Origin of the sequence: Halobacterium sp. CBA1132 (genome assembly GCF_001485535.1) — an archaeon.
In the GTDB taxonomy this organism is placed as follows: Archaea; Halobacteriota; Halobacteria; order Halobacteriales; family Halobacteriaceae; genus Halobacterium.
Window position 1 is genome coordinate 1,023,930 of the sequence record NZ_BCMZ01000001.1, and the last position, 23,789, is coordinate 1,047,718.

Annotated in this window: 25 protein-coding genes; 6 read left to right on the top strand and 19 right to left on the bottom strand. The window is 65.3% G+C overall.

Going from position 1 to position 23,789, the window contains the following annotated elements:
* Positions 1 to 84: 84 nt before the first annotated feature.
* Both AVZ66_RS05370 and AVZ66_RS05375 read left to right on the top strand, forming a co-directional pair.
* The gene (locus AVZ66_RS05370; protein WP_058982537.1) at positions 85 to 426 is read left to right on the top strand and encodes a helix-turn-helix domain-containing protein; all 342 of its coding nucleotides are present in this window, start codon (positions 85 to 87) and stop codon (positions 424 to 426) included.
* 91 nt (positions 427 to 517) lie between these two features.
* Entirely contained in the window at positions 518 to 802 is a 285-nt protein-coding gene (locus tag AVZ66_RS05375; protein ID WP_058982539.1) for a hypothetical protein, read from the top strand.
* A gap of 6 nt (positions 803 to 808) precedes the next feature.
* Here the strand turns inward: AVZ66_RS05375 and minD are convergent, their stop codons facing one another.
* The 10 genes from minD to AVZ66_RS05425 all read right to left on the bottom strand — a co-directional run bounded on the left by minD (position 809) and on the right by AVZ66_RS05425 (position 11,354).
* Positions 809 to 1,747, bottom strand: a complete 939-nt coding sequence (gene minD / locus AVZ66_RS05380; protein ID WP_058982541.1) for a MinD/ParA family protein — start codon at positions 1,745 to 1,747, stop codon at positions 809 to 811.
* Positions 1,748 to 1,790: 43 nt separating this feature from the next.
* Entirely contained in the window at positions 1,791 to 3,530 is a 1,740-nt protein-coding gene (flaJ, locus tag AVZ66_RS05385; protein ID WP_058982543.1) for an archaellar assembly protein FlaJ, read from the bottom strand.
* Position 3,531: 1 nt separating this feature from the next.
* The gene (locus tag AVZ66_RS05390; protein ID WP_058982546.1) at positions 3,532 to 5,421 is read right to left on the bottom strand and encodes a type II/IV secretion system ATPase subunit; all 1,890 of its coding nucleotides are present in this window, start codon (positions 5,419 to 5,421) and stop codon (positions 3,532 to 3,534) included.
* Positions 5,422 to 5,436: 15 nt separating this feature from the next.
* Positions 5,437 to 6,192, bottom strand: a complete 756-nt coding sequence (locus AVZ66_RS05395) for an ATPase domain-containing protein (RefSeq protein ID WP_058982548.1) — start codon at positions 6,190 to 6,192, stop codon at positions 5,437 to 5,439.
* On the bottom strand, positions 6,189 to 6,635 hold the full coding sequence (locus tag AVZ66_RS05400) for a flagellar protein G (RefSeq protein ID WP_058982550.1): 447 nt from the start codon (positions 6,633 to 6,635) through the stop codon (positions 6,189 to 6,191). The genes AVZ66_RS05395 and AVZ66_RS05400 overlap by 4 nt, the downstream gene beginning before the upstream one ends.
* Complete coding sequence (locus AVZ66_RS05405) at positions 6,636 to 7,079, bottom strand: fla cluster protein FlaF (protein ID WP_058982552.1); 444 nt, start codon at positions 7,077 to 7,079, stop codon at positions 6,636 to 6,638. It lies immediately after the preceding gene.
* Positions 7,063 to 8,517, bottom strand: a complete 1,455-nt coding sequence (locus tag AVZ66_RS05410) for a FlaD/FlaE family flagellar protein (protein ID WP_058982555.1) — start codon at positions 8,515 to 8,517, stop codon at positions 7,063 to 7,065. Before AVZ66_RS05410 ends, AVZ66_RS05405 begins: the two co-directional genes overlap by 17 nt.
* Positions 8,518 to 8,682: 165 nt before the next feature.
* Positions 8,683 to 9,153, bottom strand: coding sequence for a FlaD/FlaE family flagellar protein (locus AVZ66_RS05415; RefSeq protein WP_058982558.1), 471 nt, complete (start codon positions 9,151 to 9,153; stop codon positions 8,683 to 8,685).
* A complete protein-coding gene (locus AVZ66_RS05420) occupies positions 9,150 to 11,048 on the bottom strand; it encodes a methyl-accepting chemotaxis protein (protein ID WP_058982560.1) in 1,899 nt (632 codons plus the stop codon). Before AVZ66_RS05420 ends, AVZ66_RS05415 begins: the two co-directional genes overlap by 4 nt.
* Before the next feature lie 72 nt (positions 11,049 to 11,120).
* On the bottom strand, positions 11,121 to 11,354 hold the full coding sequence (locus AVZ66_RS05425; protein ID WP_058982561.1) for a hypothetical protein: 234 nt from the start codon (positions 11,352 to 11,354) through the stop codon (positions 11,121 to 11,123).
* A 157-nt stretch (positions 11,355 to 11,511) separates the two neighbouring features.
* On the opposite strand from AVZ66_RS05425, the gene AVZ66_RS05430 reads away from it, so the two are divergent.
* Together AVZ66_RS05430 and AVZ66_RS05435 are read left to right on the top strand one after the other, a co-directional pair.
* A complete protein-coding gene (locus AVZ66_RS05430) occupies positions 11,512 to 12,342 on the top strand; it encodes an archaellin/type IV pilin N-terminal domain-containing protein (protein ID WP_058982563.1) in 831 nt (276 codons plus the stop codon).
* A 9-nt stretch (positions 12,343 to 12,351) separates the two neighbouring features.
* Positions 12,352 to 13,158, top strand: a complete 807-nt coding sequence (locus AVZ66_RS05435) for an archaellin/type IV pilin N-terminal domain-containing protein (protein ID WP_058982565.1) — start codon at positions 12,352 to 12,354, stop codon at positions 13,156 to 13,158.
* A gap of 78 nt (positions 13,159 to 13,236) precedes the next feature.
* Here the strand turns inward: AVZ66_RS05435 and AVZ66_RS05440 are convergent, their stop codons facing one another.
* Positions 13,237 to 13,902: a hypothetical protein gene (locus tag AVZ66_RS05440; RefSeq protein ID WP_058982567.1), complete on the bottom strand. Its 666-nt coding sequence runs from the start codon at positions 13,900 to 13,902 to the stop codon at positions 13,237 to 13,239.
* 139 nt (positions 13,903 to 14,041) lie between these two features.
* Here AVZ66_RS05440 and AVZ66_RS05445 point away from each other — a divergent pair, with 139 nt between their 5' ends.
* Together AVZ66_RS05445 and cheF1 are read left to right on the top strand one after the other, a co-directional pair.
* Positions 14,042 to 15,262, top strand: coding sequence for a HEAT repeat domain-containing protein (locus AVZ66_RS05445; protein ID WP_058982569.1), 1,221 nt, complete (start codon positions 14,042 to 14,044; stop codon positions 15,260 to 15,262).
* A gap of 174 nt (positions 15,263 to 15,436) precedes the next feature.
* The gene (gene cheF1 / locus AVZ66_RS05450) at positions 15,437 to 16,306 is read left to right on the top strand and encodes a chemotaxis protein CheF1 (protein WP_058982571.1); all 870 of its coding nucleotides are present in this window, start codon (positions 15,437 to 15,439) and stop codon (positions 16,304 to 16,306) included.
* Between the two features lie 76 nt (positions 16,307 to 16,382).
* Here cheF1 and AVZ66_RS05455 read toward each other — a convergent pair whose 3' ends face one another.
* From AVZ66_RS05455 to cheY, 8 genes are read right to left on the bottom strand one after another with little or no spacing between them, the layout of a single operon-like run.
* The gene (locus AVZ66_RS05455) at positions 16,383 to 17,246 is read right to left on the bottom strand and encodes a CheF family chemotaxis protein (RefSeq protein ID WP_058982573.1); all 864 of its coding nucleotides are present in this window, start codon (positions 17,244 to 17,246) and stop codon (positions 16,383 to 16,385) included.
* Between the two features lie 59 nt (positions 17,247 to 17,305).
* Positions 17,306 to 18,109, bottom strand: a complete 804-nt coding sequence (locus AVZ66_RS05460) for a protein-glutamate O-methyltransferase CheR (protein ID WP_058982575.1) — start codon at positions 18,107 to 18,109, stop codon at positions 17,306 to 17,308.
* On the bottom strand, positions 18,106 to 18,582 hold the full coding sequence (locus AVZ66_RS05465) for a chemotaxis protein CheD (RefSeq protein WP_058982577.1): 477 nt from the start codon (positions 18,580 to 18,582) through the stop codon (positions 18,106 to 18,108). Before AVZ66_RS05465 ends, AVZ66_RS05460 begins: the two co-directional genes overlap by 4 nt.
* On the bottom strand, positions 18,579 to 19,745 hold the full coding sequence (locus tag AVZ66_RS05470) for a chemotaxis protein CheC (protein ID WP_058982579.1): 1,167 nt from the start codon (positions 19,743 to 19,745) through the stop codon (positions 18,579 to 18,581). Before AVZ66_RS05470 ends, AVZ66_RS05465 begins: the two co-directional genes overlap by 4 nt.
* Positions 19,745 to 20,332 carry a chemotaxis protein CheC gene (locus tag AVZ66_RS05475; protein WP_058982581.1) on the bottom strand — a complete coding sequence of 196 codons (588 nt, stop codon included), beginning with the start codon at positions 20,330 to 20,332 and terminating at the stop codon, positions 19,745 to 19,747. Before AVZ66_RS05475 ends, AVZ66_RS05470 begins: the two co-directional genes overlap by 1 nt.
* Before the next feature lie 2 nt (positions 20,333 to 20,334).
* Positions 20,335 to 22,359, bottom strand: a complete 2,025-nt coding sequence (gene cheA / locus AVZ66_RS05480) for a chemotaxis protein CheA (protein ID WP_058982583.1) — start codon at positions 22,357 to 22,359, stop codon at positions 20,335 to 20,337.
* Positions 22,360 to 23,406: a protein-glutamate methylesterase CheB gene (gene cheB, locus AVZ66_RS05485; protein ID WP_058982585.1), complete on the bottom strand. Its 1,047-nt coding sequence runs from the start codon at positions 23,404 to 23,406 to the stop codon at positions 22,360 to 22,362.
* Positions 23,403 to 23,765: a chemotaxis protein CheY gene (gene cheY / locus AVZ66_RS05490; protein WP_058982587.1), complete on the bottom strand. Its 363-nt coding sequence runs from the start codon at positions 23,763 to 23,765 to the stop codon at positions 23,403 to 23,405. The genes cheB and cheY overlap by 4 nt, the downstream gene beginning before the upstream one ends.
* Positions 23,766 to 23,789 lie beyond the last annotated feature (24 nt).

Genomic DNA, 23,789 nt, shown 5'->3' on the forward strand with positions numbered 1-23,789 from the left:
TCTCCGCTCTGTCGGCCGATTTTCCGCCGTCCCGACACGACAACCCCGACACTCTTTTTTCCCTCCATCATCATCATCAGTTCGATGGACCCGGTGGACGTGTTGCGGGTTCTCGGCAACAAGTACAATGCCGAGATTCTCGAAGCCACTCACTCGCCGAAGTCGGCCCAAGAGCTCAGCGAAGAGCTCGACATTCCGATTGCGACGAGCTACCGGCGCATCGAGGAGCTCAACGAACACGACCTCCTCAAACTCGAAGGAAAGGAACTCTCCGACGAGGGCCGCCGCACGAAAGTGTACCGCCGGCGGGTCGACGAAATCTCGGTGAAGTTCGGCGTCGACGAAACCGAAATCGAGACCACCGAACGCACCGAAGCGAAGAACGCCCTCGTGGACGTCTGGAGCGACCTCCGCTCCGAGCAGTGAGCGCCGGCCGGCGCGCGGGATTCTACGAGATAATAATTACAGGGACATCTTTATACTGGGTCTGCGGGACGTGCGTACGAGTCACGCGCCCATGCGCCCCATCGAAGTAATCTACCTGGTCTTCAGCGCGACCCTCGCCACCGCCGGCCTCAGCATGGTGGCGTTCGCGATTCGCGCCTACCTCCACACCGGTCGGCACTCGATGATGCATCTCTCGGTCGGCTTCACTCTCGTCGTCGCCGCCGCAATCAGCACCACCATCGTGGCGTTCGTGACGGATTTCGAACACACGCGGACGCTTTTGACGGCGAACTACGTGCTCACGACGGTGGGATACCTCTTCGTGATGTACAGTATCGTCACGCCGGAACGCTGACTGCCGCTACGAGAACTTCGACTTCACGCGGTCGTACAGTTTCACGCGGCGCTTCGAGGTCTCTTCGTCCGCGTCCAGCCCTGCCTCCTCGATGAGGTCTTCGAGCGGGATTTCGTAGACGGGACCGTCCTCCGCTGCCGATTCCGCCGGCTCCTCTGTCTCGCCCGTGTCCGGGTCGACCCACTCGAAGCCCGTCGGCTCCGGCTCCGCCGGCTCCATGCCGACGCTGTCCGCGAGCTTCGCGGCGAGGCGGTCGTACGCGCGCGCCGCCGGACTCTCCGGCTTCAGCGCGACGACGGGGCGGCCCTTCCGGACCGCGAGTTTCACCGCGTCGTCGTGGGGGATGCTGGCGGTCACGGCGTCGGTCGTCCCGAGCGCCGCCGCAATCCCCTCCACGTCGTCGAAGCCGCCGTCGCCGGTGCGCGTGAACACCGCGCCCACGACCGGCTTGTCGAGTTTTCCGACGAGTTTCCCGGTCTTAGTCGCGTCCGTCAGCGAGTTCAACTCCGCAGTCGTCACGAGCAACACGCCGTCGGCGACGCTCATCGCCATCGCGATGTCGTAGCTCAGGCCCGCGCCCGCGTCCAACAGGACGACGTCGTTGCGCTCGCGGAGATACTCCACGACCCGGTGGAGGGACTTGGCGTCGGCGCGCGCAAACTGGTCTAAGTCAGTCGAACCGGGGACGAGCGTGAGGCCGTTCGTCTCGTAGGTGGCTTCCGCGGGCGCCGCGTCACCGCCGAGCACGTCGTGGAGGGTCACGTCCGGTTCGACACCGAGGAGTCCGGCGAGATTCGCCATCCCGAGGTCGACGTCCACGACGGCCACGTCGAACCCGTCGTCGGCGAGCGCGACACCGAGGTTCGCCGTGGTCGTCGACTTCCCGACGCCACCCTTCCCGCTGGCGACGGCGAACACCCGTCCGTCGCCTCCGGCCTCGTTCATCGTGGGAGAGATAGCGGACTACGATACATAAGTGTGGCTCCCCTCAGACCGACAGCAGCGACTCGACGAGCCGTAGTGTCATCGAGCCAATTATCGAGGATATCCACGTCAACACCACGAAGTGGATGTACGCGTTCACCTTGTGGCCGCCGTCGACCACCCGAATCATCAGCGACGACAACACGGCGTTGACCAGCACCGTCACCACCAGCAAGTACTCGATGAGTTGGATGTCGTATATGCCGGTGTTGATGAGGTCGTCGACGGGGAGCGCGGAGTTCGAGAAGCTCAACCCCAGCCCCGAGATGACGTCCACGATACCCAGTCCGATGAAGAACGCGAACGTCGCCGCGGCGGTGATGCCGTACAGCACGCCGACCATCGTCGACGCGGCCTGATTACGGCGCTGGCGCAACTGCTGGACTTCCCCCATGTTCCCGGAGATGAGGTCGCCGAGGTGCTTCGGGTCGCCACCCATCTGCCGGCCGATGAGGTACATCTCGCTGAACTTCTGAATCAGGTACGAGTGGGCGTCCGCGGTGAAGTACCGCCACGCCTTCGACGCGTCCAGACGGAGGTTCAGGCGCTTGTAGAGGTCGTCGATGAGGTCGGTGAGCGCGCCGAAGTTCTTGTTCCGCAGCGTCTCCAGCACGCGCGTGGTGGTCGTCTGTCGCGCCGTCTCGCTGGCGCCCAGCGCGCGGATGAAGTTCGTGAACGCGTCGTCGCGGTCTTTCACGCGCTTCTCCTCGGCGCGCGCGACCAACCCCGGAATGAGCAGCGGCGTCGTCGGCACCGCCGCGTACATCGGCAGCGGCACGCTGTGCGGGTCGATGCTCGTCCACCCGAGGAACACCGCGACAGTCCCCGCCACGAGCGCCAGCGCCAGTCCGACGCCGAGGCCCGTCGCGATGCGGAGGCGCCACTCCGCCCACGTCGTCCGGTTCTCCGGGAAGTACCACAGCGGGTCGCTGGGCGCGACCGTGTAGATGGCGTACAGGAACCCGATCTGGATGAACGAGTACAACACGACGACCGCCGACACCGTCATCGTCGGGTTCGTCCCCGAGAGAATCGGGAGGACGGTCGCGAACACCAGCGCGAACGTCACGGACAACACCATCGACAGGTAGAGGTCTTTCATCACCTGTAGGTTCTCCAGTTGTCCCTCGTAGACGGTCGCGTAGTTCCGGATGATGGCGTCCTGCTCGGAGGTCAAGTACGCCTCGAGGCTCTCACCGGAGTTGATGGTGTACGCCAACCGGTCGAGGAAGTCCGCCACGAGGTCGCTGGGTACCTTGTTCGCGCGCATCCGACAGGCGTCGTCGAGGCTCTGGTTCCACGCGTCGATGAGTTGCACGATGCGACGGGACTCCTCGGCAAGCGGCCCGTACTCCGCCTCGGCGCCCATCCGTCGGAACACCTCCACGCGGTCGATGTTCGTCGTCGACAGGATGGTCATGTGCGTGACGAACAGGTGGAAGCGGTTCTCCATGCGCGTGCGGCGCTGGTCGCGCTTGATTTTCGGGTACAGGACCGCCGTCACGAGCGCGAGCGCGCCCAGCATCGGAATCGGGACGGCGATGAACATCGGCAGGTCGACGACGAACGCGGCCGCGATGGACGCGAACAGGAAGACCACCGACGGCACGATGACGAGTAACGCGTACGTGTACGCCGGCATCGACATCTCGCGGTAGGACTCGACGACGGAGTCGACGAGGTCGCCGAACTCGATGTCTTCGAGCGTCCCAGTCGGCTCGACGTCGACGTCCTCCGCGGCCATACTAGAACCCGCGCGTGATGGTGAACGGCAGACCCTCGATGCCGTCCCGCTGGAACGACTGAATGGTCTCGTTGAACTCGTGGTACCCGGTCAAGTCCTCCTGGATGATGCGCTCGATGATGTCCGCGCGGAAGTCTAGTTCGTCGTAAATCTCGCGGGTGTCGGCGTACCCCAGCAGCGTCGCAATCTGTTCTTCGAGGACGTAGGAGTTGTTCCGACCCTGGAAGACAATCTCGTCCTCGACGGGGTCCCAGTAGAACGCCTGCCGGGTGACGACACCGCCCATCTCCTTGGAGTAGCCCTCGATTTCCTGCACGGAGGTGACGCGGCGCAGCACGTCGTCGCCCTGCTTGACGCGGTTCTGGAACAGCGCCACGTCGGCGTTGTCCATGAACGTCTCCGGGACGTTGATCGGCTCCCCGGTGAAGCGCTGAATCATCGAGACGATGTCGCTGGCGTGGAAGGTGAGCATCACGGGGTGGCCGGTCTGGGCGGCCTGGAACGCCATCCGACCCTCCTCGCCACGCACCTCACCGACGACGATGTAGTCGGGGCGGGAACGCAGCGCCGCCGCGACCAAGTCGAACATGTCCACGTCCGCGGAGTTCTCGCCCTGCCCCTCCCGGGTGAGCAGTTGCTGCCACGTGTCGTGGGGCGGCAGCACTTCGGCGGTGTCCTCCGCGGTGTAAATCTTGGAGTCCTGCGGGATGAACGACATGATGGCGTTCAGCGTCGTCGTCTTCCCGGACGCCGTCTCCCCGACGACGAACACCGTCTGTTCGTTCTCCAAGCACAACCAGAGGTACGCCGCCAACTCGGGGGAGAGCGTCCCCCAGTTCGTAATCTGGCCGACGGACAGCGGCACCTCGTCGCCCTGACGAATCGTCAGCGACGGCCCCTTCAGGGAGACGTCGTCGCTGTAGATGATGTTCACACGGGAGCCGTCCGGGAGCGTGGAGTCCACGATGGGGTCGCTGTCGGAGACCGGGTCGCCGATGCGTTCGCCCATGTTCCGCAGCCAGCCGTCGAACTCGTCGGGCGTCCCGAAGTCCACGGTGGTCTCCAACATTCCGAACGTCCCGTGGTCGACGTAGCAGTGACTCGGGCCGATAACGTGAATGTCCTCGTTGTAGGGGTCACGCATCACCGGTTCGAGCGGCCCGAAGCCGACGATGTCGCGGTTCAACTGGTAGCGGATGTTCTCGTAGGTCGACTGCGTGACGGGAATCCGCCCGAACCCGAACGCCTCTTCGAGGGCGTCCCGGACCAGCGGCGCCGCCGCGCGGAACTGGCGGGCGGCCTGCCTGGGCGCGGTGGCAACGCGGCGCGCGCCCGCCTTCACTTGCTTCCCCGAGAGGTCCCCGGAGTCGAGCGACATCTGTCCGCGCTCGTCGCTGACCATCCGGTCGGCGATGTCGGACGCGTCGAAGTTCCGGACCAGCGACCCGAGGTTGTTCGGGAGCGTGCGCATCCGCTGGAAGACGCCGCCCTCGTCGTCGTCGTTGATGCGGACCGTCTCCTCAAGTAGCTCCTCGATGCGGTCGTCGTACTCGGCTTCCTGCTCGGGCGCCGGCTTGTTCACGGACTTCTCGAGGATGCGCTCGCGGACCTGATCGAACACCGCACCCTCCGGACCGGAGAGCTCCGGCTCGATGGTGTAGTACTTCGTGTCCTTCCCGAGGTCGCCGTACACGTGGCAGTAAATCGGGCCGCCGACCGGATACAGCACGTTCGGCTTGTCCGCCTCCCACTCGTCGTCGGGTTCGTCGATAAATTCCGGGAACTCCCCCGTGAACTGCTTGAACCGCTGGAGGTACTCGCGCAGATGGGTGTTCCGACTCGCGGTCTCCCGCAACTCGTGCCCGATCTGGCGGCTCCCGTGGTCTGCCATAAGTGTGTGCTCCCCTTACGCTACGCTCCGACTCTCTATGACGATGCCGGTCCCGGACCGCACCGAATAGCCGATCGTGTCACCGACCTGCTCGCCCATCCCGGCGAAGCGACGCACCGCGATAGAGCGGCGGACGTCGTTGCCGACCTCCGCCATCTGTAACTCGAAGTACACGTCCGCGATGGAGCGGAACGGACCAATCGCCTCTTCGTCTACAGTACTGGGGTCCACGGTCAAAACGATGACCTTTCCTTTCGAAACCAAGTCCCTGAAGAAGGAAATGATTTCCAGTGCGGCCTGGCGCTCCTCGTTCTGCCGAACGAGCGCCTCGAACTTCGGGTCGTTCCGGAGGATGGCGTCGAACGTGTCGACGATGACGACGTCGGCCTCCCACATCTTCTCGGCCTCCATCAGCCGCTTGAGCAACTGCTTGCGGTTCCCCTCGTCGTTCCCGCGCAGCGTGCTGCCGCCCGAGTCGACGTCCGCCTGGAAGAACAACAGATTCTCGTTCAGGAGGTGTTCCTCGACGTCGTAGCTCAGCGAGTGCATCTGGTCGATGAACCCGCGTACCGTCAGCTCCGTCGACACCAGCGTCACCGAGTGTTCCTCCTCGCAGAGACCGTAGGTGAGCCGCTGGCTCAGCGCGGACTTCCCCGCACCGTAGTCGCCCTCCACGAGAACGATGCTCCCTCCCGGGATGCCGCCCCCGAGTTCGTTGTTCAGTCGGTCGTGTTCGTCCAGCCCGAGCGAGTAGAGGTTTCGCGTGCTCATGATGTTCTGAACTCCAGCAGCTCTTCGTCACCGTTGACGGTCACCAAGATGCGGTGGTCGCCGGCGGAGAGATTCTGCTCCAACGTCACCCGCGCGACGTCTCCAGTCTGCCACCGGCCGCCGTTGAGAACCGTCACGTTCGACGGCGGGACGTACCGGCCGTCCACGAGGACGTCGAACGTCCCCGGCCTCGCCGGTAACGCCTTCGACCCCGTGTTCTTCACGAGCAGCGTCACGTTCCCGTCCGCGTAAATCGAGGACGGCGACGCGGGGTCGTTGATGAGTTCGATGTCCGTCCGAATCTGCTCGCTGACGTCGACGCTCCGGTCGCCCAGCGCGCTGCTCAGCCGCTGGACGCCGTTTGTCATCGTTCCGGCGACCGACGCCGCCACGAGGATGCTCGCGATGAAGATGATGAGCGTCGACGAGGAGACACTCGCCATTCAGGCCACCTCCGCGGTCGCCGTGACGCCGCCCGCGGTCACGACCTTCACGCGGGACCCGCTGGTGCCCGCGGCGAGCGTCACGTTGTAGGTCTCTCCCGGCAGCCATAGCGTCGTGTTCGTCTGTCCCTCGACGTCCCAGTCCACGTACCTGTCCCGCGGCTGGAACTCGCCATCGACGAGGATGTCGGTCTCGTTGACGGACAGCGTCGTCGACCCCTCGTTGGTCACGCTCACCGCCACGTTCTCCTCCCCGCTGGCGTTGTACGTCGCGTTAGTGACGTTCACGACGGTGTTGCGCTGTTCGAGCATCCGATCGTCGTAGCTGTCGTCGGCGTCCTGGACGCGCTCGTACCCGTTGTACGCCGCCGAGTAGAGGATGCCGACACTGATGAACGCGGCAATGAACAGGATTGCCGCGGAGCCACTAACGCTGAATCCCATTCCTATGGAGGTCGTCGAAGCGGTCGACGATGGCGCGCTCGATGTTCTCGCTCGCCAACTCGTCGATGTAGTCGAGGCTCTCTAAGTGGTCGTCCATCGTGAGGTCCGTCGTCCCGAACTCCTCGCGGTAGAGGTAGTCCGAGTCGGTCAGCCCTTCGAGGTAGTCGAAGAGGTGGTCTCGGACCGGCTCGCCGATCCAGCCGATGCGCTCGTAGTAGTTCAGCGTCCGGACCGTGTTCTTCGGCCCGAACTCCGAGAGCAAGTAGTCCAGCCACTCCAGGGCGACGACGTCCGCGAGGTAGCCCGTCGGCGGCTCCGAGAGGTGCGGTTCGTCGCCGTCCGAAGCGAACCCGAGTCCCGGTGCGGCGGGCGCGCTGCCACCGCTCTCGTCGACGCTCTCGGGCTCCGCTGGTTCCTCTTCTTCGAACTCGAACCCGTCTTCGGACTCGTCCTCACCGACATCGTCCGTATCGTCGGCTGCCTCGGCCTCCGCTTCGAGGTCGGAGTCGTCGAAGCCAAGTTCCGAGTCGTCGGCTTCCACGGTCGCCGGCTCGTCGTCGCTCGGTGCGTCGTCCGGCGCCGGTTCGGCTTCGTCCTCCTCGGCCCAGTCGGCGTCACCGGACTCGTACTCTTCTTTGAGTTCTTCGAAGGACGTGCCGTCGCCGCCCGTCTCGGCGTCGTCGTCGCCGCCGAAGTCGTCCATTTCGTCGTCGTCCTCTTCGTCGAACTCGCCGAACTCCCCCATCTCGTCGTCGCCGTCGTCGAAGTCCTCTTCGAATCCGCCCTCTTCGAAGTCGTCCATCTCGTCGTCCTCCTCGAAGTCGTCTTCGAGGCCCCCCATCTCGTCGTCTTCCTCGTCGAACGCGTCGTCCTCGAAGAAGTCGTCGGCGTCGGCGTCCGTAATGTCCGCGTCGAGGTCGTCGTCGGCGGCGTCGTCGCCACCGCCGTCCTCGTCGTCGAACAAGCCGAAACTGTCGGCGCCGCCACCGCCCATCGCGTCGGCGTTGACGTCGTCGACGAACGGATTGACCCCGCGGGTCACCATTTCGTATATCTCTAAGAGCTTCCGGACGTTCTCTTCGACGTCCTCGACGCTCTCACTGATCTGTTCGTTCTCGCTGCGGACAGTGTTGGCTTTCGACGCGACGTTCGACACTTCGGTTTCGAGTTCCTCGATACGGTGTTCGAGCTCGTTCACGGACGAATCTTGGGCGCCCGCACCACCGCCCCCGCCGCCGTCCATATCGTCGAACGACCCGAACTCGTCGTCGAAGTCGTCGTCGAACTCCTCGTCGTCGACGCCGAACTCGTCGTCGTCGCCGCCGCCGGAGTCCCCCGACCCCTCCTCGTCGTCGTCGAGCCAACTGGCCATCCCGACGGCCAGCGCCCCGAACTGAACGAAGACGAGCGCAGCCGGGGTGAGGTGGATAAACTTCATTCGGAGTGATACAGGTGCTCCCGACGTAATTAATGTTCTCCCCCAGTTCTCAAAACGAACAATTGGTATCGCAGTACCTGCGGCCGTCGAAGCGACGTGAAACGGCCGCAGAAGACGGGAGAAGCAGCCAACTCGCTCAGAAACAGCCGGTGGTCTGTCGAGCGGTCACTCCATCGACGCGAGGCGCGCGATGAACACGAGACTGAGCACGTGGTCGGTCATCTCGAAGTCCGAGTGCGACTCCTCGTCGGCCGGCCCCGCGAACCCACGGACGTGGTCGCGCAGTTCCTCGGCGGCGCTCTCGCCGACCCAGCCGATGGACTCGTAGTAGTCGATGGCGTTCAACGAGCGCTTCACGCCCCCGCGCTCCAAGAGGAACTCCAGCCACTCGAACAGCGTAATCTCGGCCGCGTACTTCCCCGGCATCGTCTCCAAGTACGGCCGCTGGAGGTTCTGTTCGCTCGCGCTCGAGTGCATGAACAGCAGCTGCTTGAGCTGGCTCGACCGGACCGCCTCGTCGGCGGTCTGCTCGTGCTCCGTGAGCCGCTCTTTGAGCTCGCGGATGTTCTGGCCGTCGCTCTGACGGGCGGCACTGCGCAGTTCCTCGGGGTCGTACTCGCGTGGGTTCAGGGTCATCGTTCGGTCTCCTCGATGAGCTGCTCGTCACTGGACGTCAACTGGTCGACGCTCTCGTCCAGTTCCTGCACCGTCTCGGACTGCTCGCGGGTCGCGTCGACGATGCGCTGGGACGCGTCCGCCGCCTGCTCGGCCTGGTCTTGGACTTCCTCGATGGTGATGATGACGTCCTCGACGGTGTTCGCCTGTTCGTCGTTCGCGCGCGCGACCTCCGTAATTCCGGTGGCCGCCTCGTCGACCGCGTCCGCGATTTCTTCGAGTGCCGTCAGCGCGTCGTCGATTTCGTCGCCCGCGCGGTAAATCTGTTCGTGGGACTCCTCGACGGCGAGGACGGTCTCGTTGGCCTGCTGTTGCACGTCGTCGATGCTGCCCGCGATGCGCTCGGTGTGTTCGCGGGTCTCGTTCGCCAACTGCTTGACCTCGTCGGCGACGACTTCGAAGCCGCTGCCGGCCTCGCCGGCGCGCGCGGCCTCGATGTTCGCGTTGAGCGCCAGCAGATTCGTCTGGTCGGCGACCTCCGCGATGACGTCCACGACGTCCTCGATCTCGTCCATCTTCTCCTCGAGTTCGGAGACGCTGTCCACGAGGTCGTCGCTGATCTCGATGACCTCGTCCGTCGCCTGACTCGCGCCCTCGCTGGCGTCGAGACCGTTCTCGGCGGCGGTCTGGGCTTGCTCGGCGGCGGCCGCGACCTGGTCGGAGCTGGCCGCGACTTCTTGCATGCTCGCCGAGAAGTTCTGCATCTCGCTGGCGGCGTCCGACAGCATCTCGTTTTGCTCGTCGACCGTCTCCGCGATCTCGTTCGCGTCGTCGGTCGCACGACGAATCGAATCCGCCAGTTCCTGCGTCCGCCCGTCGACCTGCCCAACGAGGCGCTCGAACTCGTCGGCCATTCCGTTCAGGTCGTCGACGACGCCGAGCAGTCGCTCGTCGATGATACCGTCGTGCTCGAAGGACGCGCGCTGCTCCAAGTGGCCGTTCGACAGCGCGTCGATAGTCGAACTGAGCTCCGCGACGAGGTCCTCGACGGCCTCCGTGCGCTTGACGTCCTCCGTCCGGTCCTCGACGGTCTCGACGACAGCGACCAGCTCCCCGTCGTCGAATATCGGCGACGCCGTGAATCGGATTTCGCGTTCCTCGCCGTCGGCGGTCACCATCGTGCTGGAGTCGACGTAGCCGTCGCCGGTAGCGGCGTGGTCGACGCCGAACTCGCGGTCCGCGGTCTCCGGCGCCTCGATGACCTTGTCCGCGAGCGTCTGGACGCGACGCCCGTCCGGATAGAATCCCTCGCTGGCGTGGCTCATACCGATTGCTTCCTCGGCCGAACACCTCGTGAGGTCCGCGAGCGCCTCGTTCCACGCGACGACCTCACCATCGGCGTCGAGCATGAACACCGGCACGCCGACGCCATCCAGCAGTTCGTCGTCCTCGACGTTCAGCTCGTCGCCACCACCACCGCCGCCGAAGGCGTCGACGCCGGCCGCCGCGTTCTGTACCACGGCGTCCAGTCCCGTCTGCAGTTCGGCTTCCGCGCGGTCGAGTGCTTGCTCGTCAAGGCCCTCCTCGCGGAGCCGGTCGAACACCGAACGCACGACGCCGTCGACGGCGGCGTCGTGTGCGGAGACGAACCCCGCAGCGTCCACACCCGCGGCTTCGTAGGCGGGCACGTACGTCGCGGGTTCCGGGCCAGTCTCGTCGAGGAGTCCGCCGAGGTGGTCGCGAGCCTCCTCGGGGAGGCCCGCGTCGAGGCGAGCGCTCTCGATTTCGTAGCCGTCGCGGACCGCCGCCGCGTGTCTGTCCTGGCCGCCGAAGGAGAACCGGCCGGTGTCGGTGCCGCCGTCCGTTGCCGGCTGCTCCGACCCCCGGCCGAGCAGTTTTCGAAGCGTACCCAGCATTCGTGGCCCAAGACGTGCCAAGTAGCTATAAAAGGTTTCCCCCACGGTTACCAATTCGTATAATCGTGCCCGCTACGCGTGCGTGAAGATAATTATACGATTTGCCTCCCGTACGATACAGACGTCGACGTCCGGACCGGGAGATAGCTGACACGTGCGCTCGGTCGTTGCCAGCGCCTCCGTGAACGCCTCGCCGCAGGCCGGACACGCCACTCCGTCCCGGTTCTCGAACAATCGCTCCGTACCGGTGTCCTGGCGTAGCTTCACGCGATGCCTGACAGCCTCGAAATCGACTCCGTCGCCCATATACGCCAACACGACTCCCGGGTGTTTAGCTCTTAGCGGACGGTTACCGGCGTTTTCACGGCTGATAACCGGGGGCGTACCTTTTAGTGTAGTTCCGGATTCGATAGGAGTGAGCCCCAGGTGCCCGTCTCGGGAACGGGGCAACGAAACCACAACAATGTTCGAATTCATCAACGACGAGGAAGCACGCGGTCAGGTGGGGATCGGGACGCTCATCGTGTTCATCGCGATGGTCCTAGTCGCCGCAATCGCCGCCGGCGTCCTCATCAACACCGCGGGTGTCCTCCAGACGCAAGCCGAGGACACCGGCCAAGACAGTACCGACCAGGTCGCAAACAACGTCAACATCATCGGCGCAGTCGGTGATGTTGCGAACGCGAGTGCAACTGATACTGCGATCGTCAACGCTAGCAACAATATTTCCGACTTCAACACAGAACTTAGTGACTCGGAGGTCCACACGCTCCGCTTGACCGTCCAGAAGTCGCCCGGCGCGGGTGACATCGATCTCTCCGGGCTGAGCATCCAGTACGTCGGCGGGGATTCCTTCGCGAACCTAATCCACCACACCCAGGCGAAAGCCCCTGCGATCAACGCATCCGATAGCTTCTCTGACGGGCCGTGGGTGAAGGGTGAAGGCACTGCTGCGTACTTCGTACAAGCGATTACGGCGGACACGGAGACGGACACGGTGATGACAAGCGAGAGCGACCGCTACGAGATCGTCATCCCGCTCCAGCAGGTCTACAACTCGAGTGCTGCTATCAGTTCTGGTTCTAAAGCAGCGGGCCAATACATTGAAAGCGTCGAGCAGATTAATGACTCGGCCTCGAATTATCAGGGCTACGACAACAGCGACCTTGGCCTCCTCGAGGAGAGCGAAAACGTCGAACTAACGATTACCACGGAATCCGGTTCGCAGCGGTACGCGAATCTGCAGGTTCCTGACTCCCTCATCGGTGAGGGTGGCAGCTCGGTGCAACTCTAATCCAGAATAATGTTTGAATTCATCAACGACGAGGAAGCACGCGGTCAGGTGGGGATTGGGACGCTCATCGTGTTCATCGCGATGGTCCTAGTCGCCGCAATCGCCGCCGGCGTCCTCATCAACACCGCAGGTGTCCTCCAGACGCAGGCCGAGGACACCGGACAGGACAGTACCGACCAGGTCGCAAACAACATCAATATCATCGGCGCTGTCGGTGATATTGCCAATACATCCGGAACGACACAAATCGTCGCCAATACGACTGATCAGTCCACTGTACAGAATTTCACGGACTTCAATAATACAACCGATACGCCGAAGGCTCACACTATCCGGCTGGCCGTTCAGAAGTCACCGGGAGCCAGCGACATTGACCTCTCGGGACTGAGCATTCAGTACGTCGGTGGGGATTCCTTCGCGAACCTCGTCCATGCAAGTGAGGCTGAGGCACCGATTACCGTAGACAATACTGGAAGCCCAGACCAAATTAAAGCAGACGGGAACGGTGAACCCGGTTACTTCGTCGGGAAGATTACTGCAGAAAGTGACGACACGGTGATGACCTCCGAAAGCGATCGATACGAGATCATCATCCCGCTTCAGCAGGCCTACAATAATACTGGGAATGGGGTCGGCCAGCCTGTTGCTGGTGCCCTCGATTCCAGTGGGACGTACGACAACAGCCAACTCGGGCTCCTCAGTGAGAGCGCGAACGTTGAACTGACGATTACGACGGAATCCGGCTCGCAGCGCTACGCGAACCTGCAGATCCCTGACTCGCTCGTTGGCGATGAAGGCAGCACGGTTCCGCTGTAATCGGCTCCGCTCGATTCTTTACTTTTTGCGCGTGACTCTCGTCGAACAGCGATAGCGACAGCAGAACAGACCGAAACGCTACTCGGAGGCGTTCGTCGGGGCGGCCGTCGTGGAGTTGTCCGCGGTCTCGTTCGCGAGCGCCTCGTCCGTGTAGGAGCTACCGAACACCGTGTTCAGCGTCTTGTTCCCGTCCCATTCGCCGCTGTTGTACTTCTCGACCCACTCGCGGCGCACGAGGTAGCCGTCGGGCTGTTCGGCGGGCTCGCTGGGGTTCTCGATGTGGGCGTGAATGACGTCGGCCTTGTCGCCGCCCTGCGCGACGTACTCGGCGTACATGCGAACCATCTGACCGACTTCCCGGACGTGCTGGCGCTGCGGTGGGACGTCCTCGACCTCGCCGGCGCGCGTCCGATAGGAGATTCTGACGGTGTCGTCGTCGCTGTAGTAGACGAATTCCGTGACGTCGAGGCGGGCGCCCTCCGTGCCGCTGTTTTCGAGGATGTAGTGGAGTTCACCGAGCGACGCCGTCCCGTCTTCGTCGGGCTGTTCCGGTTCGATGGCACGACTCTGGTTCCCGTTCGACCCGCCGAGCACGGCGTAGCCGACGCCGAGCACCGATCCGAGGCCGATACCGGCGGCGCCGACGACCACTGTCCGTCGAGAGATGCCGAGTGGGCCTTCGTCGTCTCCCTCGGGGGCGGATTCCGGAGGGTCACTGGGCGTCGAATCGTCGTCTTCGCTCATGGCCGCGCCTATGCGACCGGCGTATATGTCGCTTGGGCCCTCCTGTTGGCGCGTCGAACAGTCTCGCGTGGGTTCCGGGGGAGGTGTCGGCCCGAGCCACCGACACCAACTTATGCGTTCTCTCCGTAGCGTTTCGGTAGTGCCATCGCTGTACGGGCTCGAACGCTCCGGTGACGTCGAGAAGCTCGTCGAACTGCTCCGGGAGAGCGAGAAGGAGACGGTTCGGCGCCGCGCAGCCGAGATTCTGGGCAACCTCGACGAGCCGGAGTCGGAGGGGTTGGACGCGCTCGTGGAGGCGATGAGCGACGAGAACCCGGCAGTGCGTGCGACAGCCATCGACGCGCTCACGCAACAGGAAGCGGTCGAGGCCCTGATGAAGGGGCTTGGGCAGTCCGTCCCCGAGAGCGGGGCGACGTGGGCGCAGGCCGAGGCGTTCGTTGAGCGTCTGGGCGCCGACACCGTGGAACTGCGGATGGCGTCCGCGAACGTGCTGGGGCTGTTGGGCGTCGAGGACGCGGCGAAGCCGCTTGCTCAGCGACTGCAGGCAGAACCGCATCCGGAGGTCCGTGCGCGGATTGCGCGCGCGCTCGGTCGGGTCGGCGACCCCTCAGTCGCGGGCGTGCTCGTCGAACACTTAGACGGGCAGCCACTGGGGGTGCGCCGGGAGGCCGCCGAATCGCTCGGTCGGCTGAACGGTCCGACAGCCCTGCAGGGGCTGTTGCAGGTCGTCGACGACGACAGCGAGGAGATGCGCCGGACAGCGGTGAGTTCGCTCGGCCAGTTCGAGAACGCCAAGCCCGTCGACGCGCTCGTCGAGCGGTTGGGCGACGAGAGCGACTTGGTGCGTCGCGCGGCGGTGTTCTCGCTCATCGAGATTCTGTCGAACGTCCCGCCGGACCGCAGCCACGAACTCCGGGAGACCATCGTCGACCGGATGGCCGCGCGAAGCGACCCCTCCATCGTGGCGTCGCTGGTGGAGATTATCGACGAGGGCACCCAGATTCACCAGCGCCGGAACGCGGTGTGGATGCTCGGTCGCGTCGCGGGCGACAAGTCGACGAAGATAGACGCCGTGGAGGCGCTCCGTGACGTGCTCGGCGAGGACGACGAGCTCATCTCGCAGTTCGCGTCCACGGGGCTGGCGGAAATCGGCGGTCGGATGGTGGAGACGGCGCTGCTGGAGGTCATCGAGACCGACGAGTACGGCGAGGACGCGGTCGCGATGGCGGCGTTCGCGCTCGGGAAGGTCGGCGGCGACCGCTCGCGCAAGCGCCTCGAGAAGCTCGTCGACGAGACGGAGAACGCGGAGGTGCGGCGGCGGGCGTTCTCCGCGATTTCGAAGCTCGGCGGCCACTCCTGACGGGGCGTCGATGGGAGGGCGCCAGTCCCGTATCCCGATTTCAAATCCGAGAATCGCACGCAAAACGTTATATGCGCCAGCGGAATAAGTTCCGCAAGTAATGAGTACGGACGCGTCGGGCAGGCAGACAAGCGACGGGGTCGGGACGCCCGCACGTCCGCTGGAGGAGGCGAAATGAGCGAGTCCGAGTACAAGATAGCCGACGGCGCGGGTAAGTTCCTGCAGGCGGTCAAGGAGGGGCGCCGGATGAAGGACGCCGAGTGGACGAACGGCCGCATCCTCTTGTCGAACAAGCGCGTCGTCCTCGCGGGCAACGACGGGAAGCGGAGTCTCCCGCTGTCGGACGTGTCGGGACTGAGCGGCCGCCACGACGTCAATCAGACGGTCGCGAAGGTCAGCGACTACGTGAGCATTCGGATGAGCTCCGAGAGCGTCGTGTTGATCTCGATGGGGGAGAACACCGAGCAGTTCGAGACCAAACTCTACGGCGCGTTGCTCGACCAGACGGAACTGCTGGTAAAACACCCGGCGGTGAAAGGCGGGGTCGTGCAAGACGAGTCCTTCGAGCGCGCGCGAATCAAAGTCGACGACGAACAGTTGAGCGTCGCGATGCAGAACGGGTCGTTCGTCTCCGTGGACCTCGACGACGTCGGTTCCGCCGAGGCCGCCTCCTTGGACGTGCAAGGCGAGAAGAGCCCCGTGCTGAAAGTCGAGCACACCGTCGAGGACACGAGCGTGCAGACGTACTTCTCCAGTGACTCGCACACGTGTTCGATTCTGGAGTCGCTGCTGACGAAGGAAGCCGAGAAGAGTCAGGGGTCGGTGGAGCTCTCCGAGACGGAGAAGCGCGTGCTGATGGCGGTGTACTCGGGGGTGTCGTCGTTCGAGATTCCGGACTTCCTCGGGATGGACGTCGACGAAGTCGAGTCCATCTTCGACCGGCTCATCGAAGTCGACGTGCTCGAAGAGGTGCGCAAGCGCCGCGAGGTCACGATGAAGACCCGTGGCCGCAACATCGCCAGCGAAGCAATCAACGAGGAGTAGCGCGCCGTTCGGCGCCGCGGACTGCCGAGCCGGCTACATATTGACGTCTTCGATGTGTTCGCTGACAGCGGCCCGGCTACATATTGACGTCTTCGATGTGTTCGCTGACAGCGGCCCGGCCCATCGACGTGAGGTGGACGCCGTCGTCGTCGCGGACGAGTGCTTTCTCGATGAGGTCGTTGAGGAACATCGTGAGCTGGCTCGCGTCGACGCCGAGGACGGTCGCGAGGTCGGCGTTCGAGCCGCCGGAGTAGATGGCGATCAGCGCTTCGATTTCCTCGTCGGTGAGTTCGACGTCCGCCAGTTCCTGCTTGAGTTTCGTGTACCGCAGGCGGATGAACCGCCCGAGGAGGTTCATCTCCCGCCCGGAGTCGAGCGCGATTTCGGTGGTCACGGCGCCGGTCGCCCCCATGTGGCGCACGGAGAGCAGTTGGCGCGTGCTCCCGCCGAGTTCGCGCTCGACGCGCTCGAAGTGCGTGACCGTGGAGACGTCGATTTCGGTGGCGGCGTCCCCTCGGAGTTCGACAGTGCCCGGTGAGACGGCCAGTTTCGCCGATTCGAAGGGCTGGTCGGTGATTCGGCCGCCGCGGCGCGCGGGGTGTTTGACGTGGGCCGCCGACCCGTTCAGCAAGCCCTTGAACACGAGGATGACGAATCGTTCGACGGTGTCGCCGGCGCCCTCGATGACGGCGACGTGGCGCTCGCCGTCGCGCTCGTAGGCGACGGTGACGGTGTCGTCGAAGAACTCCGCGAGGTCGCCGGGCGCGGTGTCGTGTTGGACGTCGAAGACGCCCTTGAGGGGAATGGTGATGCGGTCGCTGTCGGTCGCGAGTACGATGCGGCGCTTGCTCATCACGACGCGCCCGCGCACGGGTTCGGCGTGCGTGGCCGTGTCGGGAATGAACGACGTGACGAAGTCCGCGATAGCTGATTCCGACATCCCCCTGTATGGGGAGTAGTTGGTCAGTCAGGTAGAATAAGCGTTACTCCTCGCCGCGGTCAGTCCTCGGACAGCCGACGGTAGATGCGGATGCGTGGGTCGGCGGCCTCGAAGCGCTCCTTGACGCCGCTCGGGAGCGTCTCCGTCTGTCCGAGCACGAGGTGGCCGCCCGGGCGCAGCGACGCGCTGACGGTGTCGAGGATGGGGCGTTTGTACTGCTTGTCGATGTAGATGCAGACGTTCCGACAGCACACCAAGTCGAAGCCCGACTTGGGGTCGTCGGTGATGAGGTCGTGGCGTTCGAACGTCACGAGGTCTTTGACGTGGTCGGCGACGACAAAGCCGTCGTCGCCCTGCTCGTCGACGTACGCCATCGGGTCGTCGAGGAAGCCCAGTTGCTCGCGGATGTCTGCGGTGCGCGTGCTCTGGTAGTAGCCTTGGCGCGCGCGGTCGAGGGCGTCCTCGTCGATGTCGGTGGCGAGAATATCGACGTCCCGCGGCGAGAGGCCGGCGTCGAGCGCGAGCATCGCCAGCGAGTACGGCTCGCGGCCGTCCGCGCACGCCGCCGACCAGATGGAGACCGACGACTGGTCGGCGGCGGTCTCCACGAGGACGTCTTCGAGCGCGGCCCACACCTTCCGGTCCCGGAAGAACTGCGTGACGTTGACGCTGAGCGTGTCCAGCAGTTCGGCGCGCTCGTCGCGGTCCTCGCGGAGCACGTCGAGGTACTCGGCGTACGTGTCGGCGTCCTGGCGGCGCATCCGCGCGGAGACGCGGCGGTCGAGGTAGGCGTCGTCGTAGTAGCTGGTCGCGAACGTCGTCTCGCGCTCGACGAACGCCAGCAGGTCTTCGAAGTCTGTCAAATCACGTTCACCCCGTCGACGCGGTCTATCTGCACGTCACCGCTCGCGGGGGAAAAGGTCACCGACCGTCCCGTACTGCCGCCGGTCTCGCTTGCGAGCAACGGCACGCCGGCGTCTTCGAGCGCGCGCTCGGCGGCGTCGACGTTTCGGTCGCCGATGGCGTCGCCGACGGAGATGTCCAGCATCGCGGAGCCACCGACCAGTTTCGCCGCGACGTTGTCGGGGTCGGCGCCGCGGCGGTACATCGCCGCGAGCATCTCGTCGAGGCCGGAGTCGACGTACTTCGCGGGCGTCTCGGCGGGCGACGGCGCGGCGGGCAGCATCGCGTGCAGCAGTCCCCCGACCGACGCGCCCTCGTCGTAGACTGCGACTGCGACGCAGGAACCAAGCCCGCTCGTGACGAGGGTGTCGTCGCCGTCGGTCACGCGCCAGTCGGCGACGCTCACGCGCGCCTTCTGCGCCTCGCTGCTCACGACTCCTCACCCCGGTACTCCGGCGGGTACTCCGGGTCCGCGTCGTCCGCGGAGAGCGCGCCCGCGATTTCGGCGACGGTGTCGGCGTCCTCGGGACTGGGGAACGCGCAGACGCGACACGTCAGGTCGTCGCTGAGCGCGACCGTGGCGTCGACGACGGCGACGGTGTCGGCGTGACGGCCGTAGGCCGCGGCGACCGTGTCCAGCACCGCACGCCCGTCGTCGTGGACGTGCGACGGCGTGGAGACGTCGATAGTAGCGTCGAGCGCGTTCGCCCAGCCGTCGAGGACGCCGCTGGCGGTGACGTTCCCGAGTTCCGCGATGGCGCTCTCCGCGAGCGCCGGGTCCGGGTCCTCGCCGGGAACGAGCGCGTCCGCGACGGCGCCGGACTCGTCCTCGTCGAAGAGCACCGCGAGGACGGTGTTCACGGGGCCGTCGCTCTCGAAGACGGCGCCCTCGTAGGCGGCGTCGTCGAGCAGCGACGGCACGTCCTCGACGGGCACGAAGTCGAAGTGGGATTCGACGGTGTCCGGGTCGATGCCGGTCATCGCGGCGAGGTGGTCGGCGACGGCGTCCGCACTGTGCGCAGTCAGTTGCGCGTAGGCCGCGAGCGCGTCCGCCGAGAGCGCGTCGTCGGCGCCGAGGTAGTCGACGAACTCGTCGGCCGCCGGCAGCACCGCGAACCGGCAGACGCCGTCCACGCCCGCGAGACCGATGCGGCTCTCGAAGACGAACGCGGCGCCGTCGACCACGGCCACGTCGTCGACGAGCGCGTCGTCGCCGTCGACCGCCTGCGGCGGCTGGATGTCGATGGTCTCGTCGGCTCGTTCGGCCCAGCCGTCGACGAACCCGCTGGTGAGAATGTTCGCGACTTCCGCGAGTGCGTCCTCCCCCATCCCGGTCTCCTCGCCGACGCGCTCCGCGAACGACGCCTCGAAGGAGACGAGCGCGCGACCCGCGAGCGCGCCGTCGAACGGCACCGCGATGCGGGTGGCTGCGTCGCCGAGGAACGCCGCGAGTCCGTCGGCGTCGACGAGCGTGGTCCGGGAGAGTTCGCAGTGCGCGGGGACGCCGGTCAGGGTTTCGAGCGCGTCGGCCGCGCGCTGGCCGCCTTCCGCGCCCGTGTGGCTGAACGACGCCAGCGAGTCCAGGTCGACGCGCATCAGATGCTGTTTATCATCGAGACGAACTCTTCGATGTCCGGGAACGAGTAAATCTTGGCCTCGATGTCGGCGTCCGGCGCGGACAGCGTGGCGTCGAACACCATCGCGATCTCGTGCTCGCCGGGGTCGACGCAGTGCGCGACGATGTCGTCGCCCGAGGCCCGGAAGAGGTTCGGCGTGGAGATGTCGATGGTGCGCCCGAGCACGTTCGCCCAGCCGTCGATGAACCCGCTGGTCATGATGTTGCCGACCTCCTGAATCGCCGAGCGCTCCATGTCGCTGTACGCGCCGCCGTCGCTCTCGATGCCGCCCATCATCGTGGACGCGACGCGGCGCGCGCTCGCGTCGTCGAACAGCACGAGCACGGAGCCGTAGGGCTTCTCGGTCAGCGGGACGTTGACGCCGACCTGCTTCTGGTTGCCGAGGTGGGCGCCGAGGTCCTCGACGTCGAGGACGTTGATTTTCGTGATCTCCATCTCCGTCTCGACGCCGGTGAGCTGGCTGAGGTTGTCCGCCACCGTCGACGCGCCCTCGCGGGCGAGTTCGTTCACCGTCTGTAACCGCCGGATGTCTATCATCGTGCTCATGGTCAGAGAGTCGAGACGTCGAGGATGGTCACCACGTCGCCCTCGCCGAGGACGGCCGCGCCCGAGAGTCCCGGGATGCCCGAGAGGATGCCCTCGAAGGGCTTGACGACGACTTCCTCCTGTCCGCGGACGTCGTCGCAGTGGACCGCGACCTGCCGTTCGGCGTCGCGGATGCGGACGAGCATTCCGTCGTCTTCGCGGGTGTCGCCCGGAACGTCGAGCGCGTCACCGAGGCGAACGAGCGGGTAGACGGTCTCGTCGTACGTGATGACTTCTTCGCCGTCGACGGTCTTGACCGGCTTCATCCGGGAGATTTCGTCGACGGTCTTGATGGGGATGCCGTACTCCTCGCCGCCGCTCTCGACGAACAGCACCTTCACGATGGCCACCGTCACCGGCAGCGTCATCGTGAACGTCGTCCCCTCGCCGGGGACGCTGGAGACGGAGACGGAGCCGTCGAGTCGCGTGACGGTGTCGCGGACGACGTCCATCCCGACGCCGCGCCCGGAGACGTCCGTCACTTCGTCGTTCGTGGAGAACCCGGGGTGGAAGACGAGATCCTCGACCTCCGCGTCGGTGAGCTCGTCGGCCTCCTCGCTGGTCAGGATGTCCTTCTCGACGGCTTTCTCGCGGACGCGCTCGCGGTCGATGCCGCCGCCGTCGTCCCGCACTTCGATGATGACTTGGTCGCGGTTGCGCTCCGCGGACAGCGTCACCGTCCCCTCGGGGTCTTTTCCGTTGGACTTCCGGACTTCGGGGGGTTCGATGCCGTGGTCGACGGCGTTGCGCAGCAGGTGCATCAGCGGGTCGCTGATTTCGGTGAGGATGGTGCGGTCGAGTTCGACGTCGTCGCCCTCCACCACGAACTCGATATCCTTGTCCTGCTCGCGCGCGAGGTCCCGGACGAGTCGCGGGAACTTCCCGACGATCTTCTTCATCGGGACCAGCCGCATGTCCATCACGGTGTCCTGGAGGCTCCCCGAAATCTTGTCGAGTTCGTCGAGTTCGTCGTCGACCTGCCGGTCGCTTCCCTCCATTCCGCGGCGGAGCTTGATGCGCGTGGTCACGAGCTGTTCGACGAGCCCGTGGAGTTCGTCGAGTTGGTCGACGTCGACGCGCACGGACTGAATTTCGGTGTCCGTCGACGCCACCGCGTCACTGTCGTCCTCGGAGTCGCCGCCGTCCTCACCCTCGGCGTCGGCGTCTTCGCCGCTACTGTCGGCTGCCTCGGAACTGGTTTCGTCGGCCGTCTCGTCGGCCTCCGAGTCCGCGTCGGCCGCCGCCTCGTCGGTGAGTTCCGTCACCGTGGCGTCGTCGAGTTTCGGGAACGAGTGGGCGGTCGCCGCGACGTCCGCGACATCGCTGGCGACGACGAGGTCGAAGCCGTCCTCGTATTCGCCGTCGTTGATTTCGTCCGGGCTCGGGTCGGTACCGAGCAGGTCGAACTCCTCTTGGGCGGCCTCCAGCACGAACATCCCGTCGACGCCCTTCATCTGGGAGTCGCCCATGTCGACGTGGACGTGGAAGACACGCCGGTCGACGTTCGCGACGGTCTCGCGGTCGACTATCGCGAACGGGTCGACGCCGAGTGCGTCGCCGTCGCCGCCCGCGTCCGCCGGCCCCGCAGTCTCCTCTTCGGTCTCCGCTTCGTCGGTCTCGTCCAGCACCGCGCGGACCGACTCGACGGTGTCGGAGACGTCGCGTTCGACCTCGCCGTTCGCCTCGATCTCGTCGAGGCACGCCTCGATCTCGTCGACGCCCTCGAAGATGCGGTCCATCCGGTCGCCGGTGACCGAGAGCTCGCCCTGTCGCATCGCGTCGAGGAGGTCCTCGACGGCGTGAGCGAGGTTGCTGGCGTCCTCGAAGCCCATCGCGCCGAAGTTCCCCTTCAGCGTGTGAGCGGTCCGGAAGATGGCGTCCATCGCCTCCTCGTTGTTGGGGTCGGACTCCAGCTCCAGCAGCGCGTTGTTCAGATTCGTTACGTGTTCTTCGCCCTCGCGCACGAACGCTTCCAAGTAGTCGTCCATTCAGGTACTCCTCCGTATCGAGTCAGTGATTGCTTCGGTCAGTCTGTCCGCCGGCAGCACGTCGTCCACGCAGCCGGTCTCGATGGCGCGCTCCGGGATGCCGAACACCGCGCTGGTCGCCTCGTCTTGGGCGAACGTCGCGCCGCCGGCTTCCTTGACGGCGCGGATGCCGTCGGCGCCGTCGGTGCCCATCCCCGTCAACACGACGGCGACGAGCGGGTCGGTGATGCGTTCGGCCGCGGACTCCATCGTCACGTCGATGGCGGGGCGCACGCTGTGGCGGCGCTCGCTCTGGTCGAGGCGCACGCGCAAGCGGCCGTTCGAGTACCCCGACACCTCCATGTGGTAGTCGCCGCGCGCGACCAAGCCCTCGCCGCCGCTGATGCGGTCGCCGTCCTCAGCCTCCTTGATGTCGTACTCGCTGGTCTGGTCGAGTCGGTTCGCGAACCGCGACGTGAACTGGTCGGGCATGTGCTGGACGATCAACACCCGGAAGTCCGCCTCCCCGGGGAGCGCGCTCAGAATCGACTCGACGACGTTCGGGCCGCCGGTCGACGCGCCGACGAGCAGCGTCGGGTTCTCGACGTACTCGGCGTCGGCCGCCGGCGTACTGCTCGTCGGCGCCGACTGCTCGACGTCGTGGCCGGCCGTCGGGTCCGCGGCGGCGACGCGCTCGACGGCCCCCACGAGTTCCTCGCTGTGGCCCGAGAGCTCCGTCGAGATGGTGCCGCCGGGCTTCGCGAACGTGTCCACGGCGCCCTTCTCCATCGCTTCCAGCGTCGCGTCTGCGTCTTCGGTGGTCAGCGCGGACAGCATCAGAATCGGCGTCGGGTGGCGGTCGTTGATGGCCTCGACGGCCTCGATGCCGTTCATCTCCGGCATCTCCACGTCCATCGTCACCACGTCCGGATCGAGTTCCTCGACTCGCTTGACGGCCTGCTTGCCGTTGGCCGCGGTGTCGACGACGTCGATGCCACCGTTCTCCAAGATGTCGCTGATGACCGTCCGCATGAAATGCGAGTCGTCGACCACCAGCGCCCGCGTCATGCCGCCAACACGTCAGAGATGGCGTCCATGACGCTGGGCTTCTGGAACGGCTTCGTGATGTAGCCGTCCGCGCCCGCTTTCACGGCCTTCTTCATCTTCTCCTCTTGGCCGATGCTCGTACACATGATGATGTGGGCGCTGGAGTCGTGGTTCTTGATTTCCGAGGTCGCCTCGATGCCGTCACGTATCGGCATCACGATGTCCATCATCACGAGGTCGGGGTCGTACTGCTTGTACATCTCGACGGCTTCGACCCCGTTCTCGGCCTCGTCCGCGATCTCGAATTCCTCTTCGAGAATCTCGCGGAGCAAGTTCCGCATAAACTCAGAGTCGTCCACCAGTAGGACCTGCTTCGCCATGCTTCTCCCGTTTGGGGAAGGGGC

What these genes read in the sequence shown, in the direction of transcription:
- AVZ66_RS05370 (WP_058982537.1), top strand. Translation starts at nt 85, where the DNA reads ATGGACCCGGTGGACGTGTTGCGGGTTCTCGGCAACAAGTACAATGCC.
- AVZ66_RS05375 (WP_058982539.1), top strand. Translation starts at nt 518, where the DNA reads ATGCGCCCCATCGAAGTAATCTACCTGGTCTTCAGCGCGACCCTCGCC.
- minD (WP_058982541.1), bottom strand. Translation starts at nt 1,747, where the DNA reads ATGAACGAGGCCGGAGGCGACGGACGGGTGTTCGCCGTCGCCAGCGGG.
- flaJ (WP_058982543.1), bottom strand. Translation starts at nt 3,530, where the DNA reads ATGGCCGCGGAGGACGTCGACGTCGAGCCGACTGGGACGCTCGAAGAC.
- AVZ66_RS05390 (WP_058982546.1), bottom strand. Translation starts at nt 5,421, where the DNA reads ATGGCAGACCACGGGAGCCGCCAGATCGGGCACGAGTTGCGGGAGACC.
- AVZ66_RS05395 (WP_058982548.1), bottom strand. Translation starts at nt 6,192, where the DNA reads ATGAGCACGCGAAACCTCTACTCGCTCGGGCTGGACGAACACGACCGA.
- AVZ66_RS05400 (WP_058982550.1), bottom strand. Translation starts at nt 6,635, where the DNA reads ATGGCGAGTGTCTCCTCGTCGACGCTCATCATCTTCATCGCGAGCATC.
- AVZ66_RS05405 (WP_058982552.1), bottom strand. Translation starts at nt 7,079, where the DNA reads ATGGGATTCAGCGTTAGTGGCTCCGCGGCAATCCTGTTCATTGCCGCG.
- AVZ66_RS05410 (WP_058982555.1), bottom strand. Translation starts at nt 8,517, where the DNA reads ATGAAGTTTATCCACCTCACCCCGGCTGCGCTCGTCTTCGTTCAGTTC.
- AVZ66_RS05415 (WP_058982558.1), bottom strand. Translation starts at nt 9,153, where the DNA reads ATGACCCTGAACCCACGCGAGTACGACCCCGAGGAACTGCGCAGTGCC.
- AVZ66_RS05420 (WP_058982560.1), bottom strand. Translation starts at nt 11,048, where the DNA reads ATGCTGGGTACGCTTCGAAAACTGCTCGGCCGGGGGTCGGAGCAGCCG.
- AVZ66_RS05425 (WP_058982561.1), bottom strand. Translation starts at nt 11,354, where the DNA reads ATGGGCGACGGAGTCGATTTCGAGGCTGTCAGGCATCGCGTGAAGCTA.
- AVZ66_RS05430 (WP_058982563.1), top strand. Translation starts at nt 11,512, where the DNA reads ATGTTCGAATTCATCAACGACGAGGAAGCACGCGGTCAGGTGGGGATC.
- AVZ66_RS05435 (WP_058982565.1), top strand. Translation starts at nt 12,352, where the DNA reads ATGTTTGAATTCATCAACGACGAGGAAGCACGCGGTCAGGTGGGGATT.
- AVZ66_RS05440 (WP_058982567.1), bottom strand. Translation starts at nt 13,902, where the DNA reads ATGAGCGAAGACGACGATTCGACGCCCAGTGACCCTCCGGAATCCGCC.
- cheF1 (WP_058982571.1), top strand. Translation starts at nt 15,437, where the DNA reads ATGAGCGAGTCCGAGTACAAGATAGCCGACGGCGCGGGTAAGTTCCTG.
- AVZ66_RS05455 (WP_058982573.1), bottom strand. Translation starts at nt 17,246, where the DNA reads ATGTCGGAATCAGCTATCGCGGACTTCGTCACGTCGTTCATTCCCGAC.
- AVZ66_RS05470 (WP_058982579.1), bottom strand. Translation starts at nt 19,745, where the DNA reads ATGCGCGTCGACCTGGACTCGCTGGCGTCGTTCAGCCACACGGGCGCG.
- AVZ66_RS05475 (WP_058982581.1), bottom strand. Translation starts at nt 20,332, where the DNA reads ATGAGCACGATGATAGACATCCGGCGGTTACAGACGGTGAACGAACTC.
- cheA (WP_058982583.1), bottom strand. Translation starts at nt 22,359, where the DNA reads ATGGACGACTACTTGGAAGCGTTCGTGCGCGAGGGCGAAGAACACGTA.
- cheB (WP_058982585.1), bottom strand. Translation starts at nt 23,406, where the DNA reads ATGACGCGGGCGCTGGTGGTCGACGACTCGCATTTCATGCGGACGGTC.
- cheY (WP_058982587.1), bottom strand. Translation starts at nt 23,765, where the DNA reads ATGGCGAAGCAGGTCCTACTGGTGGACGACTCTGAGTTTATGCGGAAC.